Origin of the sequence: Marinilabilia sp., assembly GCF_016278715.1 — a bacterium.
Classification (GTDB): Bacteria; Bacteroidota; Bacteroidia; order Bacteroidales; family Marinilabiliaceae; genus Marinilabilia.
Genome location: NZ_JADQBH010000244.1, coordinates 1 through 16,076 on the forward strand (window position 1 = coordinate 1; position 16,076 = coordinate 16,076).

Consider the following 16,076-nt stretch of genomic DNA (forward strand, 5'->3'; position numbering starts at 1 on the left):
TCAATAAAAATTTAAACGCAAAGACGCGAAGACGCAAAGTTTTTATTTGGAGAGATGACAAAAGAGGTACTTAATAATATTTCCTCGCAGATTATAGGAGGAGCAATTGAAGTTCATAAGGAACTTGGTCCCGGACTTCTTGAATCTGTTTATGGTGCCTGCCTTGCTCATGAGTTGAGAAGTAAAGGATTGCTTGTAGAGGAGCAGGTACACTTGCCATTGGTCTATAAAAACGAGTCTTTAGAGAAGGATTTTGTTCTGGATTTATTAATTGAAAAAGAGGTGATTGTTGAGTTGAAAGCGGTTGAAGATGTACATCCGGTTCATGAGGTTCAGTTGGTAACTTACCTGAAAGTGGCAAATAAGAAGCTTGGGTTACTGATCAACTTTAATGTCCCTGTCTTACATAAGGGCATTTACCGGAAAGTCAACAACCTTTAAAAATAAACTCAGCGTCTTAGCGCCTCTGCGTTAAAAATATGTTATTATGAGACCAGATTTTTCAAAAATAGAAATCAAGGGCGATAAATGCCCGATTGATGCCAAAAGCTGGGAACAGAAAAAGGGTATCAAAAAAGACTGGGTTACACCTGAGCGTATTCCGGTGAAAGCAGTTTACAATAAAATTGACCTGGAGGGTATGGAGCATCTGAACTATGCCGCAGGTTTAGTTCCTTATCTTCGCGGACCCTACTCGGCCATGTATGCCATGCGTCCCTGGACCATCCGCCAGTATGCCGGTTTTTCAACCGCTGAAGAGTCCAATGCGTTTTATCGTCGTAACCTGGCGGCGGGTCAGAAAGGCCTTTCTGTAGCTTTTGACCTGGCTACACACCGGGGTTATGACTCTGACCATGAGCGTGTGGAAGGTGATGTGGGTAAAGCAGGTGTGGCTATTGACTCTATCCTGGACATGAAAGTGCTTTTCGACGGTATTCCGTTGAACAAGATGTCGGTTTCTATGACCATGAACGGTGCTGTATTGCCGGTAATGGCTTTCTATATTGTGGCTGGTCTGGAGCAGGGTGCCAAACTCGAAGAGTTAAGTGGTACCATTCAGAACGATATTCTGAAAGAGTTCATGGTGCGGAACACTTACATTTATCCACCTGAATTCTCTATGCGCATTATTGCTGATATCTTTGAATTCACTTCTCAGAAGATGCCTAAGTTTAACAGCATCTCCATTTCCGGTTATCACATGCAGGAGGCCGGTGCTACTGCCGATCTGGAGTTGGGTTATACCCTTGCCGATGGGTTGGAGTATCTGAAAACCGGTGTGGATGCAGGACTGGACATCGATGCTTTTGCACCTCGTTTGTCGTTTTTCTGGGCCATCGGAATGAATCATTTCATGGAGATTGCCAAAATGCGTGCTGCACGTATGCTTTGGGCCAAGATTGTGAAGCGCTTCAATCCTAAGAATCCTAAGTCTTTGGCTTTGCGTACGCACTCACAGACTTCCGGATGGTCACTTCAGGAGCAGGATCCTTTCAACAACGTAGGTCGTACCTGTGTGGAAGCGATGGCTGCCGCTTTGGGACATACCCAGTCGTTGCATACCAATGCATTGGATGAGGCTATTGCACTGCCTACCGACTTTTCAGCTCGTATTGCACGTAATACTCAGATCTACATTCAGGAAGAAACCAAAATTACCAAGGCGGTTGATCCCTGGGCTGGCTCTTATTATGTGGAAGCTCTGACTAAGGAGTTGGCTGAAAAAGCCTGGGCACATATCGAAGAGATCGAAGAGATGGGCGGTATGACCAAAGCCATCGAAACCGGCTTACCAAAAATGCGTATCGAAGAGGCTGCTGCTCGTACACAGGCTAAGATCGATAGTGCCAAACAGGTGATTGTCGGGAACAATCGTTACCGTCTGGAGAAAGAAGACCCGATCGATATCCTGGAAATTGACAACACCGCTGTTCGTAAATCTCAGCTTGAGCGTTTGGCTAAGTTGCGTGCCGACCGGAATGAAGAAGAGGTAAAAGCTTCGCTGGCAGCAATTACTAAAGCTGTTGAAACCGGTGAGGGGAACTTACTTGCTCTGGCAGTAGATGCTGCTCAGAAACGTGCTTCTTTGGGAGAAATTTCTTATGCTTGTGAAAAAGTTGTTGGAAGATATAAAGCTGTGATACGTTCAATTAACGGAGTGTACTCCGCAGAGGCCGGAAATGACAGTGAGTTTGAAAAAGCTCGTGCCCTGGCTGCAGAGTTCGGAGAAAAAGAAGGCCGCCAGCCCCGTATTATGATTGCCAAAATGGGTCAGGATGGTCACGACCGCGGTGCCAAAGTGGTTGCCACCGGTTATGCCGACATCGGTTTTGATGTGGATATGGGACCCTTGTTCCAGACGCCCGCCGAGGCAGCCCGCCAGGCTGTTGAGAACGACGTTCATGTGTTGGGTGTCTCTTCTCTGGCTGCTGGTCATAAAACACTGGTTCCTCAGGTAATTGCTGAGTTGAAAAAGCTTGGTCGTGAAGACATCATGGTAATTGCCGGAGGTGTTATTCCTCACCAGGATTACCAGTATCTCTACGATTGTGGTGTAGTGGGTATCTTCGGACCCGGCTCATCAGTGTCGCGTGCTGCTATTGACATTATGAAACTCTTGCTGCAAAGTAGCGAAGAGTAAGGCGTTTCATTTGTGATATTTTTTAGTGCCCCTGCCGGATTCCGGTGGGGGCTTTTTGATTTATAAACGCGGAGGTACAATGTTTCTGGGGGCGAGAGAAGTTTGATGTACGACCGTCTTCGGGGCACAGCTCTTTAATTTTTGGAAAAGGGAGCCTGAAGGGCTCCAAAATTTAGCCCATTGAATGATACATAAAACCGGCGCCGAGGGTGTCGTATAATGACCAAGAAATAAAGTGAAAACCTCATTGGTTGAGAAATATCCGACAGTTTTCGGAGTCGGACTTATTGGTTGGGTTTTTCTAAGTAACCCGTTTTCATTTTATGGGGTTTGTGGCTGATATCTTCCCATCTATTCATAATGAACCAATAGATATTCATACAGTCCAGGTATCGGCGCTTTTCTATTAGGGAATTATTTTAATTCAGAATATTTCGTTGTAAAAATTTCTTATATTTTGAATGCCAGGATTATTGACGTAAATTGCTAGGAGAAAATAAGTAGCCGAAGGGTTGACGTTTTCTTGTTTTATGCCCCAGTGAAAGAATAACCGGTGGTTTTTGTAAAAAACCGCAGGATTAAAATTCAACTGTTTGAAAGAGCTGGTTCCAGAATAATTTGTGCTTCATTGTTATGAGTATTACCCGGCTTTTAAAACAGGGAATATTTCTTGATGAAACGAGTATGACAGAAAGTATATGAAAGGGGATTGTTCTTTTTTTTATACCATTGCCTTTCGGGTAGTAACTTAGATTGATTTTGTTTATGAAAATTTACATCAAGAATATGGTTTGCATACGCTGTCAATTGATAGTCAAGAGTGAACTTGAAAAGTTCGGAATTGAATATTCTGATGTAAAAATAGGCGAAGCCAATATTATTGGAGCTGTACCGGAAGATACTTTGGCTAAGTTGGATGGCTCTCTGAAAAAATCGGGACTTGAACTGATGAATAGTAAGAAAAGTGTTCTGGTAGAAAAAATTGCAATTGCGATAATTGAATTGGTTCATTATACCGAAGACCAGATAAAGGTGAACCTGTCTGATTATTTGAGTGATAAGCTGAATTACGATTACACTTACCTGGCCAATCTTTTTTCGGAAGTAAAAGGCATTACAATTGAAAAATTTTATCTGAAACATAAGATTGAAAAAGTTAAGGAATTGATAATTTACGATGAACTGAATTTTTCAGAGATTGCTTACAAAATGCATTATAGTAGTGTAGCACATCTGTCTAATCAGTTTAAGAAAATTACCGGTTTAACACCCTCTCACTTTAGAAAAATGAAAAGTAAAAGGCGGGATTCTCTTGAAAATGTGTGAATGATGTAAGGAAAAGCATCAAAAGTATAACACATAGTACGGTGGCGGACAATAACTTTGCTATATATAAAAAATGCAGATGATGCAAATGCAAAGCACCGAAATAGAAAAATCAAAATTGCATGTTTTGATTGAAATCATAGAGTATGTACAAAATTCTGTGGTTACTAAAACTATTATTCGAAAGACCACCGGAAATATAAGTGCTGTTGCTATTGACTCTGGTGAGGCACTGCCGGAAAAGATTCTACCTTTCGATTGTTTTCTTCAGATTATTGAAGGAACTGCTGAAGTGGTAATTGATGAAAAATCCAATATGATTAAGGCGGGTGAGGCTATTATTGTTCCTGCCCATACCTGCCATTTAGTGAAATCGAACGGCCGGTTTAAAATGATATCAACCATTATTAAAAGCGGGTATGAGACGGTTTCGATTTAACCTGCTTTATTCGTAAGTTTCGTTATGAGATAATTATCTAAAAGAATAAGTACCCAAACGCAGATTTGAGGCAGTTAATAGCCAACTATTCTCAAAAAAAAATTGATGAGGAACCGCAAAAAACTTCAAGACTGAATGTTATTTCGAACGAAGTGAAGCTATCTCAATTTTTTTTCAGTTTGTAGGGTAAGTAAATATTTAATAAAATATAGTATCATGTCAAAAGAAAAAGAGAGCCAAAAGAATAATAAAAAAGCACCTGTAAAAAGTCTAAAGGAAAAACGGGCTGCTAAGGAAGCCAAACGCGCAGAAAAGAATAAAAAATGGGAATAACAGGCCTTTCGCAATCTTGTGTTTTTTCCTGTATCCGAAATTCTTAATATGCAGTGTGTTTGTGATGTAAGTTCAGGATTCTGCTGGTTTAGTTTTTATCTTTAGCCGCTCCTTTATGTGCCAGGTTTGCCCCGATATTTCAATAATCAATAACTTAACTTAGGATTGTAATGAAATAAATTGACCGTTTTAAACAATCAATAGATCGTTAGATTTTAAGATATTAGATGCTAGATGGATTTTATTGAACATCTTGAGTTTTGTAATTTAAACAATTGACCGACAGATTGTTATGTCGGCTTGATATAGCATTGAAACTATGTAGTTTTGTTTTTAAGCAACTTGACTGGCAATTTAATGACTTTTCAAGGAAATTTAAGGGCAAAAGAATAAGTTTAAAGCGTCAGATTATTTCCGCACAATCCCTTAATAATGAACTTATGAAGATTGCTTTTATAGGAACATATCCGCCACGAGAATGTGGAATCGGAACGTTTACTAATGATTTGGTTAATTCTATGATTTTACCCCCTTCCGGACAGGAAGAACCGAATGAAGGGTTTGTGGTGGCCTTAAATGACTTTACCGATAAGTATGATTATCCCGAAGAAGTAAAGCTGACCATCCGGCAGGAGCATCAGGAAGATTATATTCAGGCTGTAAAGTTCATTAATCATAGTGGAGCGGAGGTTTGTGTTCTTGAGCATGAGTTCGGAATATTTGGTGGACAAAACGGGGTTTACATCCTTCCCCTATTGCACCGGTTGGAGGTACCATTGATTGTTACTCTGCATACAATTTTAAAAACCCCCTCTTATAATGAGAAGGCAGTTTTGCAGCAAATCTGCAAAATGGCCAACAAAATTGTGGTGATGAGCCATAAAGCCATTGAGTTTCTGGTGGATATTTATGATGTGCCCAAAGAGCGAATTGCATTTATCGATCATGGCGTTCCAGACTTGCAGTTCAGTTCCGGGAAGTCGAAAAAAGAGTTTAAACTTGAGCATAAGAAAGTATTGACAACGTTTGGTTTTATTGGCCGCAATAAGGGTATTGAAACGGTAATAAAAGCCTTGCCGAAGGTGATCGAAAAGCATCCCAATGTAGTTTATATGATTCTGGGCAAAACCCATCCTAACGTGTTGAGGCATTCTGGTGAGGAATACCGCATTTTCTTAATGCGATTGGTAAAAAATCTTCAAGTGGAGAAAAATGTGGTTTTTTTAAATGAGTATTTAAATGTTAAAGATTTATTTAAATACTTGTCGGCCACAGATGTATATATAACTCCCTATTTAAACGAATCACAAATTACCAGTGGAACACTTGCTTATGCAATAGGTGTGGGCTCGGCGGTGGTATCAACGCCCTACTGGCATGCAGCTGAATTACTGGCCGATGGCAGAGGAAGACTTTTTAAATTCGGTGATTCAGAAGAGTTGAGTTCAGTATTAACAGAGCTGTTGGATAATCCAACCGAACTAAATAAACTTAAAACGAAAGCCGGGGAGTATGGCAAAAGAATAACCTGGCCCAAGACCGGCGAGAAATACATTGCTATTGCTAATGAAGCAATTGAGCAAGGAACTAAGGAGTCGGGAAAAAAGGATACCATATTAGATTTGCTTATTTTGCCGCCTTTTTCTTTGGATCACATCAACAGACTTACCGATGATACCGGTATTATTCAACATGCCAAGTTTGGTATTCCAAACCTGAAAGAAGGCTATTGCCTGGATGATAATGCAAGGGCTTTGCTGATGGTGTTGATGGCATACAAGCAAATAAAAGATGCTCGTTCGCTCGAATTGTCACCCGTCTATTTAAGCTATATCCATTATATGCAAAATAAGGATGGTACTTTCAGAAACTTCTTGAGCTTCAGCAGAAATTACCTGGATGAGGTTGGGTCTGAAGATTCTTTCGGACGTACCATCTGGGCCCTTGGATATTTATTGGGCAACGCTCCAAACGATGCTTATTACCAGACTGGCCGCCTGGTGTTTTTTAATGCTGCTCCTCATTTCGAGAAATTAAAATCTATCCGAAGTATTGCCAATAGCATGATTGGTATTTGTTATTATCTTAAAGCAAACCCCGGAGATGACGCCATGACCGAAAGGCTTCGGAATATGGCTCATAAGTTGATTAATCAATTTGAAGAAAATCAGTCTCCCGACTGGCAATGGTTTGAGTCATTGCTTGCCTATGACAACGGAATGCTGCCTTTGTCGCTGCTACATTCGGCAGAAATTCTGAATGAAGACAAAGTTCTGGAAGTAGCCCTTAAATCGATGCAGTTTCTTACCGAACATACGCTTAACGAAAACTATCTTTCTATTATTGGTAACGAAAAATGGTACAAAAAGAATGGAGAGCGTTCCGTGTTTGCACAACAACCAGTTGATGCCATGGCCATGGTTTTAATGTATCATCAGGCATTTCTGGTAACAAAAGACAAAGAATACCTGAATAAATTATATACTTCGTTTTTGTGGTTTCTGGGTGAAAACGATCTCAGATTGAGTTTGTACGATTTTGAAACCAAAGGCTGTTGCGATGGTTTTGAAAGTTATGGGGTAAACCGCAACCAGGGAGCCGAAAGTTCACTGGCCTATTTAATTTCTCATTTGACGGTTTTGCAGGCTTATGAAGAGTTTCATAAGATATAATTAAGTCGAGAAAAAGGGGATGTCTTTTGGGACATCCCCTTTTTCAATTATTAAATGCAATACTCAGCAGGGATTTTATAAAACTCAGATAATAAGCTATTTGCACAATCAAGAGCAGTGACCGCCATTTTCTTGTAATAAAAACTTTGGGGCATTGCGTCACTGTGTTTAGGTTTTTTTATCGGACTATTGTAATTATGAGTCGCTTCTAAATTGAAAAGGCTCTTCCTTCTATTCCATGTCTGGTTGAATTTTTATATCAATCCGACGGTTTTGTTTTCGTCCTTCAGCGGTCTCGTTGTTTGCCACCGGGTTGTTCTCTCCATGTCCCACTGAACTGATTTTGCTGTTGCCCGGCGCGTCCGAATTGGCATTCAGGTATTGGGTAACTGCATCTGAACGTTTTTGAGAAAGCACCAAATTCGAGGCGTCGCCACCAAAAGAGTCGGTATAGCCTTCCACAATTACATTGCTTTCGGGAAATATGCTTATGGCATTTTGAACTTTAGTCAGCAAGTCGAAGTTCTTTGGTTTAATTTCCGATTTGCCGGTATCAAAACCAAAACCATGCATTCTTATAATAATCTCATCTCCTGAGCGAAAAACCGATGCTTCAGTGCTGTCAAAAATCTGATAAACCTCTTCAAACTGTTGATTTAGTTTGGTTTGCTTCTCGATTTTGGCTGCCAGTTTTGCTTTTTCGTTTTCAAACTCCTGGATTTGTGATTTCATAGCGTCTGACCGCTTGTTGTTTTCATTATTAAACTCGGTGTTGAGCGCCTGATTTTGTTTTGTTAATAAATCCACGGTCGATTTTAAATGCCAGATTTCATTTTTTTTATCAAGGTTGTCAGCAATAAGCATTTTGTTGTTTTGCTGTAACTCCGAAACATGATTAATTATCTCCTGCTCAGGATTTTCTATGCCTTCATGGAATTGTGCCACAAAGCCCATTTTTTCTGCAATCCGGATAAGAGGTGTTTCATATCTTAGAATTACATCTTCCATTTCCATGTCGCTGTCATCAATTGCCGATATGGTGTTGTTAAGAAAAAGGGCGTGGTTAGCTTCATATTTGGCCTGCTTGGCCAGAATACGAGGATAATCCATATCATACCGGTTTGTTTCGAGTTCTTGTTCTGTTTCTGCCAGCAGTTTTTCTGCCTTATCGAGTGTTTTTGGAGCATTGCGGTCAACTTTCATGTCATCCGCTTTTTCCAGCAAAACACGTGTTTCGTCAAGCAAATCGGTTTTAATGGATGCTAATTCAGCTTTCCGGTACAACTCAATGGACTCGGTCGAATACTCGTATGAGTCATCCCTGTCACCTTTTTCCAGCTCGTTTGCTGCTTTCTTAAAGACTTCTTCTGCCTCATCCCACATTTCTTTTGCAAATCTATCAGCCCCTGCCGATAGTGCATCTGAACGGGCATCTAGTGAACTGGCAAAAACCAATTTGGCCGAAACACTAAAGTCTGCCGACCGGTTAAAATGGTTTATCGCCTCCACAAGCGATTCTTCAATCTTTTCAACGCCTTTTTTGTCGGCATAATGTTCTTCAGCTTCCCTGTAGTTTTCAATTCCTTTATTGAATTCTTCAGGGACTAGTAAGTCTGCCTGCATTGTTTGTGCATTATACATCGCCTGGTTAGCTTTCTCAAACAAAGTTTCCTTTGTTTGTTGTGCAAAACCGAGGCTGCTTATCATAAAAAACGATAGGCATAACAGTAGCGTAACCCCTGTTTTTCTTTTTTCATGTGTTTTCATTTTGATTGTTGTTAAGTTTATGGTCCTTTTTTCTATCCGTGACTTGGGAACCTATCCATTACATTGACAACGATGAATATTTTTTACCGTTAGAAAATGTATCGAAATGACAATGCACCGCCATCGCCCCAAAAGCCATTATAACCATACAGGTTGAAAGCAGGTTTCCAGTCTACACTTAGATTAAATGGTATCTCAGAAAAATTATACTCTAATCCCAATATTCCATCTATTCCTATAACAGTATAGGATTCTCCGGGGTCTCCCCAATATTTATTAGTATTGTCTCCATCCCAGAAACCTACGTGGCCTCCAAAACCGTAGTACCAATTTAACCGTTCGGTGTTAAAAGCCATGCCATGGATTTCGTAAAGACCTGTTATTTGAAAGCCCTTCCAGCGACTGGAAACAATTCCTTCCAACGCTGAATTGGAGCTGATAAAATGCTTGATAGTTAATCCGTTGGCGTATCCTGCCCGTATTCCAATGCCTGTGTTGTAATCCTGAGCATAGCTGAATGAGAGTAAGAATGCTGATAGTAAAATAGTTAATCCAATTTTTTTCATTTTGTGTTTTTTGGTTGTCATACGCCTGGTTTTCGATGAGACGATGTTGGTTTAAAAAACCCGTGAAATTGAGTTTGTGACAATGGGTATTAAATGGTATTAAGTTTCCGGGAAATCAGGGTCTGTAATGCTAAAGAAAAAGAACACAGATGACACGGATTTTATCAGATATACGCAGATTTTATCCCTGTTCATCTGTTGCATCCGCGTCATTTGCGTTCTATTGATTATAATCTATGAGTGTAGTATAAAGATGCATCTAAGACTGGGCTCATCTATGGTTCTACAATAATATTTCCATCAAGAGTAACAGCAGTTTGTGCTAAAGCTCTTCCGTTAAATGATGCACCAGTTTGAAAAGTGATGCCGGTCATCGACAAAATAATCCCTTCAAAATGCGATGTTGCACCAAAAGTAGCTTCACCGGCTACCTGCCAGAAAATGTTTTTGGCTTGTGCGCCATCTGCAAGAATTACATTTACAGCAGAACTCATTTTAAGGTCGCCGGAAATTTGGAAGATCCATACCGCGTCTGCTCCACCCGAAAGGGTAACATTAGTAGGTATTGTAACAGTGCTGGTCCATTTATATAGCCCTGGTTCAAGGGTTTGGCCACCAATGTTCCCGGTTCCCAGCTCAAGGAATAAAGGAGTTGGACGTCCGGCTGCATCGTTGTAAGCTGTAATCATATTTTCAACAGCTGTGGTAAGATTTATTGCGGTTGGGGCTGCCATATCTGCCGCAAATATTTGCCCTGTTACCTGGTCTGAGGTAGCATACCCGGTTGCAGCAGTCACTGCAAATCCAGTTATATAGGACGTAGCTGCCGGACTTAACCCCAAATCTCCTGTAATCGCTGAAGTGGGATTGTTGTTGATAGCTGTTTTAGCCAAAATCACATAATTGCCAGCATCTCCCAAATCTACAGCTGCCAGATTTGATGTGCCAACGCCTGTTGAAAAGGTCCATACCATATCAGCAGCAAGGGCATTTCCTGCCAAATCCTTAGCTTCGCTGGTGATAGTAGCCGTATAAACGGTTTCAGCAGATAAGGCATTTGCCGGATTGAATGTTGCTTTTAAACCTGAATAATCTACAGTACCATCAATTTCATTAGATCCCAGCTTCAATATGAATGTTGAATTATTGATTGTAAAAGGATCCATTTCTTCACTAAAAGTGGCTTCAATAGCGATATTCCGCTCAACATTTGTTGCATCGTTGAGTGGATTGGTTACAGTCGCTGTCGGTTCAGTAGCATCTGTTTCATCACTTGTAGTAAAGGTCCACGAAATATTACCTGCGAGCTCTACTCCTGCTGCATTCTCAACTCCGGTAGATAACATGGCCGTATAGACCTTGCCGGCATCTAAGATATTCGTTGGAGTAAAAGCCGCGGTTTTTCCGGAATACGTAACTTCTCCCGGGACATTTGTATCACCTTGTGTTAATGTAAATGTGGAGGTGTTGATAGTAGAAGAATTCATTTCTTCACTAAAGGTAACGGTTACTATTTTATTGCGTTCCACATCTTCGGAATTGTTTGCAGGAAAAATAGAAATTGCTGTTGGGCCTGTTATATTACCGGTTGTAAATTCCCAGACATATTCATTTTCCAGAGAATTGCCGGAATCGCTCATTGCACCAGTCGTAACTGTTCCTGTGTAAACGGTAACAGGTGCGAGGGTGACTGTTGGTTTGAAGGAAACCATTGTCCCGGAATAGGAAATTGTTCCTTCAACGGGAGTTGTTTCCTGATTAATAGTAAAAGTTGTTGAATTAAGGCTTGATGCATCCATTGGCTCACTAAACGTGACTGTTACTATTTTGTTAATAACAACGTCTGTGGCATCTACAGATGGATCGGAAGAAAGCACCGATGGGGTCATTTTTTGGTCGTTGTCACTTTCGGAACAACCACCTGTTAATACAACCGCTGCAATTGCAATTGTTGTGAGAATAATTTTTAATTTCATTATACTAATGGTCTTAATTTTGTGAAAATAATTTCATGTCAAAGGTACGTTCATCAACAGCTACAAATGTTATACAATAAAATTATTAAGTTACATGATTCACACATATTGGAATGCTCTCAAGCCTTGAATGATGAGATGAAGCAATTACTTCTGAAGGGTCACAATGATTGAAATCACTATCAGAGTGGCTGATGTAACCTGTGACAGAATTATTTTCCGGCACCTGCCATCACTTTAGTGTGTGATTATTTTGGGAAAGCCGAAGACAATTCCCAGATCGGTGTTGCTAAGCATTACATCCTTTAAAACTTTGCTCACGTATTAAAAAAAGGGGTTTCTTTGATAGCTACACATTTTGCGGCATAAAGGTACATTGCGGCGCTCCATGTTTGCCAGTCTTGCCCCATAGGCTTTCCATCCTGGGCTTTAATCCATTCATTAAATCCATAATCAAGTTTTTCCGATTGTTTTATTTTGATTAACCGGGTGAATGCAATTAGTTTTTCTTCGGCAAGTTTGTATCGTTTTGCTGAAACAAGGGCAGCGATATAAAAACCGCATATAAAAGGCCAAACTCCTCCATTGTGGTAATCTCCCGGTTTGTTATATGCTGAGTATCGTTCATGCCAGTCGGGATCTCCCGGCTTAACAAACGGGAAAAAATTGGGCGGAAGGTCGCCTGTTAATTCACCTTTTTCGCGCATTCCGGCACATTCTTCTTCAATCCACGAAACCATATCATCTGCCCGAGAAGGAGATGCAATACCTGAAAGAATGGCGATGCTGTTCCCAAGCAGGTCGAAACGCTCGCTGCTAAAGATTTTGTAAGACCAAAAGGCGTAGTAAGGTTTGTATTTAACTACCAGACCTTCGTGAACATGATTGTGCATTGAACCTTTTGTTATTGTAAAACGTCCCATTTCATTGCGTAATTTTTCTGCTTTTTCATGTTTGTCAAGAATTCGGAGATAGCTGTAAACCAATGTATTTACATAAAGTCCTTTTCCAATTACCCATTGCTCGTCCCGCCAGTCGCTTGTGGGTTGCTGTGCCACCAAGCTACGATCCGACGGACTTTGATAATCCATCCAAATCAGCGCTTTTTCAACCGCCTCAGCAAGAAAATCTGTTTCACCCGATACTTTTCTGAAAATTCCGGTTGCCAGCAAAAACAGGGGAGTGGTATCGCTGGCACCGCGATCGTCTTTGTCGTGCACAAGCGATGGTATATGACCATGTTCGGTTTGATTTTTCGCCAGTGTTTCCAATACTTTTCGAATACTTTTAAGCAATTTCTGATTATCAGAAACAGCTATGCCAAGCATAGAAATCATCAAGTCTCTTGTATAAGGCTCGGGGTATCCCCAGCCTGCTGTACGCGGAAGTCCCTGAAATGGGCCGTGGGCATTGTGGAGCAGCACTTCCAGTGCGGCGTTACAGGCTTGTTGAATTTCTTTTTCGTTATTGGTTTTCATGGCTCTGTCTTATTAATAGTTTGAATGTCAATGACATACGATTCATCTAACTTCTAAAAATCTAACGATTTATTGTTATCCCTTGGGTTTTGTAATAATCGATGAAGTTCATTTGTATTTTAGATATTAAATATCTAGTGTATGCTCACTCCAAACAGATATCCAATCAATGCTGACATAACCATTGCAACAGTTCCCCATATACAAATTCTCAATACAGATTTGCTGATTATTGAACCTCCAACCTTTGCTGCTATAGTTCCGGATAAAGCAAGAAATATTATTGAGAATCCATATTGGAAATAAATCATTTGACTTAATGGGGCCAAAATTGAAATCAAAAGTGGAAATATACCACCCACAATAAACGAAGTTGCAGATGCAAAGGCAGCCTGCAATGGGTTTGCCTTCGATATTTCATTCAGACCCAACTCATCCCGGGCGTGTGCTTCTAATGCATTATGAGCAGTAAGTTGTTTTGCGACTTCATGGGCAAAATCTCTGGTTAGCCCTCTGTTTTCGTATATTTTAGAAAGCTCCTCCAATTCATTTTCCGGGGTAATGTCCAGTTCATTTTTTTCTCTTTTTAAATCGGCGGTTTCAACATCTAATTGCGAACTTACAGAAACATATTCCCCGGCAGCCATAGATAGAGCTCCGGCAACCAACCCTGCCAGCGTTGCCAGTATAATTGGTTCCCGTGTCACGCTTGCGGCAGCAACCCCGATTGCCAAACTGGTGGTAGAAAGAATACCATCATTGGCACCTAAGACGGAGGCTCTCAGCCACCCGCTTCTTTTTACAAAATGATTTTCACTTTTCACTTAATTGATTTCTAATCTTTCACTCATAATTTTAATAAAACGCCTGGCAACTGCCCGGTAGTCGAATTTTTCCACCACCCTTTTTCTTCCGGCTTTACCCATCCTTACGCGTAATTCATTGTCATTCATAAGGGTCAGAAGATGTTTCCCGATGTCTTGTACATTGGCCCTGTAATCTACAATTCGGGGTGTTTTAAATATCATTGTGTGTTTATCCTCGAATCCTGCTTCCTCGCCGATAATGACTTCATTTACTACAATTTTGCGGGCAACTCTTGCCAATAGCGCAGTTTCTTTGTGTACCAGTGTGTCAAGCATTCCCATGGCTTTTATACTGACAACCGGTTTTTCACACGCACCGGCTTCAACCTGTGGCATTCCAAAACCCTCGAGCCTTGAAGGTGCTGCATAGATATCGCATGCGCCCATGAGGTAAGGCATAAAAGTACGGGAGATGGTGTTGGTCGCATAGGTAACATTCTTGTCAATTCCAAGGCGTGCGGCAAGTTCCAAATCGGCCAGGTTTTGAGATTTGGTGCGAGGTTGCGGCCAAACTTTACAAACATATTTCCAATCTGGTGCTTTTGTATCAATAATGGCAAGCGCCTGCATTACTTCCTGTGCCCCTTTTGATGCAGCATCACCTCCCACAGTGAGTATCATGAGCTGGTCGGGCGAAACACCCAGGGCTTCCCGTACGGCCAGGATTTTTGGGTCGTCTCGTCTGAAGGGTTTAAAAGAATCGGTGTCGCAACCAACCGGCAACACTTCAATGATATCGGCGTTTATACCATCGCGTACATACATTTCCTTTACCCAATTCGATGTTACCAAAATGAGTGGCAATGCATTCAAAACCTCCTGGTAGTTGGCTATATACCCATCTGCCACCAGCCAGGGAACGGTTTTTACTCCGTATCGTTGCGGATGGAGAACCAGTTGAGGCGTATGCCCCCAATAACCAACCCCCACAACAACATCTGGCTCAAACCAGCGGTAATACCATTCTTTTTCCTGTGCCGATTCAAAATGTGCGGCATGTGCATCAACGCCCATTTCAAGCAGCCCTTTGTAAAGTAAATCGCCTTGAGTGGCCAGGCCTCCCGGAGATGGCGGATAATCATACAGTACAAGTACCTTCATAACAGTATACTATTTAACTGAACTGGCAAGGTGTTGATGTTTTTTTATGGGTAGTCAGGTAATTTTTCGTGTTTTTCTGCTACAGTCAATGCTTCATCGATTCCTGCCAACTTATGGCGTCAGAAGGCTTCCAAAACTGCCAAAAGGCTTCTGTTCTTGGAGTAGTTCTGGCTTCCCAGCTTTCCTTGTCAAAACCATATATTTCGGTAATGATTTGATATTTTCGTTCCCAAATTTGATCGGATAGCGTTTTTATTACCGGGGCCTTTTCAATTGATCTGGGTAAATATTTTTTGTTTCCATCCTCATAGGCAAAAGCCCACAAACAGTTTGCTGCGATTTTATTTGAATCCCATAATCTTATTACTGCGTTACCAATTTCTTCATGTCGGAGATGTCTGGTGTATTCGCCTTTTGGGCTGTGCGAAATTATCAAGTCGAAATGCTTAACAGGCAATAATTCAAGAATGGCCGTCTCTGTTGTTATTGGATTCAGAGGATTCTGTTTGGGGTCGTCGTTGAGGTCACCCATGATGCCATTTGCCTTTAATGCTTCTAGTGCGTTGAAGAATCTTGGGGAACGGTCAGAGTCCTTTCCCCGGCAAAGGGAAACTACAAACCAATCATATTTTGGATGGCTTAATATGGCTCCTCCGCCCCAAAGGGTTTCATCATCGGGATGGGCCACTATTACGACAACTTTTTTTTTGGTTTTTGTAAACATATAGCAAACCTTGAGTTCTTTCTTTGTCTCTTCTGGATTGTGAAGGTAATGAGGTCGTTAGGCCCCCGGTTAAAGTTGCTGTTAATACTCTCCGTCAAAAAAGACCGTAATTGCATCCTCCAATTCATCCAGATTTTTTTTCGAATCTAAGGAGTTCTTCATTCCAGTTATCAACCTGTTGGGTTTT

Annotated in this window: 12 protein-coding genes; 5 read left to right on the forward strand and 7 right to left on the reverse strand. The window is 41.1% G+C overall.

From position 1 onward, the window contains the following. Positions 1-54: 54 nt before the first annotated feature. From QZZ43_RS15095 to QZZ43_RS15115, 5 genes are all read left to right on the forward strand, one after another. The gene (locus tag QZZ43_RS15095; RefSeq protein WP_291861161.1) at positions 55-441 is read left to right on the forward strand and encodes a GxxExxY protein; all 387 of its coding nucleotides are present in this window, start codon (positions 55-57) and stop codon (positions 439-441) included. A gap of 46 nt (positions 442-487) precedes the next feature. Continuing rightward, positions 488-2,641: a methylmalonyl-CoA mutase gene (gene scpA / locus QZZ43_RS15100; protein WP_291861162.1), complete on the forward strand. Its 2,154-nt coding sequence runs from the start codon at positions 488-490 to the stop codon at positions 2,639-2,641. Between the two features lie 765 nt (positions 2,642-3,406). Then, a complete protein-coding gene (locus tag QZZ43_RS15105; protein WP_291861163.1) occupies positions 3,407-3,967 on the forward strand; it encodes an AraC family transcriptional regulator in 561 nt (186 codons plus the stop codon). Between the two features lie 88 nt (positions 3,968-4,055). Then, positions 4,056-4,406 carry a cupin domain-containing protein gene (locus QZZ43_RS15110; RefSeq protein ID WP_291861164.1) on the forward strand — a complete coding sequence of 117 codons (351 nt, stop codon included), beginning with the start codon at positions 4,056-4,058 and terminating at the stop codon, positions 4,404-4,406. Between the two features lie 773 nt (positions 4,407-5,179). Then, entirely contained in the window at positions 5,180-7,411 is a 2,232-nt protein-coding gene (locus QZZ43_RS15115) for a glycosyltransferase family 4 protein (RefSeq protein WP_291861165.1), read from the forward strand. Positions 7,412-7,642: 231 nt separating this feature from the next. Here the strand turns inward: QZZ43_RS15115 and QZZ43_RS15120 are convergent, their stop codons facing one another. From QZZ43_RS15120 to QZZ43_RS15150, 7 genes are all read right to left on the reverse strand, one after another. After that, the gene (locus tag QZZ43_RS15120) at positions 7,643-9,076 is read right to left on the reverse strand and encodes an OmpA family protein (protein ID WP_291861166.1); all 1,434 of its coding nucleotides are present in this window, start codon (positions 9,074-9,076) and stop codon (positions 7,643-7,645) included. Between the two features lie 191 nt (positions 9,077-9,267). Continuing rightward, positions 9,268-9,744: a hypothetical protein gene (locus QZZ43_RS15125; protein ID WP_291861167.1), complete on the reverse strand. Its 477-nt coding sequence runs from the start codon at positions 9,742-9,744 to the stop codon at positions 9,268-9,270. A gap of 275 nt (positions 9,745-10,019) precedes the next feature. Beyond that, positions 10,020-11,720 carry an ice-binding family protein gene (locus QZZ43_RS15130; protein WP_291861168.1) on the reverse strand — a complete coding sequence of 567 codons (1,701 nt, stop codon included), beginning with the start codon at positions 11,718-11,720 and terminating at the stop codon, positions 10,020-10,022. A 317-nt stretch (positions 11,721-12,037) separates the two neighbouring features. Next, positions 12,038-13,198, reverse strand: coding sequence for a glycoside hydrolase 100 family protein (locus QZZ43_RS15135; protein ID WP_291861170.1), 1,161 nt, complete (start codon positions 13,196-13,198; stop codon positions 12,038-12,040). A 134-nt stretch (positions 13,199-13,332) separates the two neighbouring features. Next, positions 13,333-14,022 (reverse strand): VIT family protein, encoded by a 690-nt coding sequence (locus QZZ43_RS15140; RefSeq protein ID WP_291861172.1) that lies wholly within the window; start codon positions 14,020-14,022, stop codon positions 13,333-13,335. Then, on the reverse strand, positions 14,023-15,165 hold the full coding sequence (locus QZZ43_RS15145) for a glycosyltransferase family 4 protein (protein ID WP_291861173.1): 1,143 nt from the start codon (positions 15,163-15,165) through the stop codon (positions 14,023-14,025). Positions 15,166-15,250: 85 nt separating this feature from the next. Continuing rightward, the gene (locus QZZ43_RS15150; protein WP_291861175.1) at positions 15,251-15,889 is read right to left on the reverse strand and encodes a hypothetical protein; all 639 of its coding nucleotides are present in this window, start codon (positions 15,887-15,889) and stop codon (positions 15,251-15,253) included. Positions 15,890-16,076: the final 187 nt, after the last annotated feature.

Coding starts and splice junctions, on each gene's coding strand:
- QZZ43_RS15130 (WP_291861168.1), bottom strand. CDS start 11,720: ATGAAATTAAAAATTATTCTCACAACAATTGCAATTGCAGCGGTTGTA.
- scpA (WP_291861162.1), top strand. CDS start 488: ATGAGACCAGATTTTTCAAAAATAGAAATCAAGGGCGATAAATGCCCG.
- QZZ43_RS15125 (WP_291861167.1), bottom strand. CDS start 9,744: ATGAAAAAAATTGGATTAACTATTTTACTATCAGCATTCTTACTCTCA.
- QZZ43_RS15095 (WP_291861161.1), top strand. CDS start 55: ATGACAAAAGAGGTACTTAATAATATTTCCTCGCAGATTATAGGAGGA.
- QZZ43_RS15145 (WP_291861173.1), bottom strand. CDS start 15,165: ATGAAGGTACTTGTACTGTATGATTATCCGCCATCTCCGGGAGGCCTG.
- QZZ43_RS15110 (WP_291861164.1), top strand. CDS start 4,056: ATGCAAAGCACCGAAATAGAAAAATCAAAATTGCATGTTTTGATTGAA.
- QZZ43_RS15135 (WP_291861170.1), bottom strand. CDS start 13,198: ATGAAAACCAATAACGAAAAAGAAATTCAACAAGCCTGTAACGCCGCA.
- QZZ43_RS15150 (WP_291861175.1), bottom strand. CDS start 15,889: ATGTTTACAAAAACCAAAAAAAAAGTTGTCGTAATAGTGGCCCATCCC.
- QZZ43_RS15115 (WP_291861165.1), top strand. CDS start 5,180: ATGAAGATTGCTTTTATAGGAACATATCCGCCACGAGAATGTGGAATC.
- QZZ43_RS15105 (WP_291861163.1), top strand. CDS start 3,407: ATGAAAATTTACATCAAGAATATGGTTTGCATACGCTGTCAATTGATA.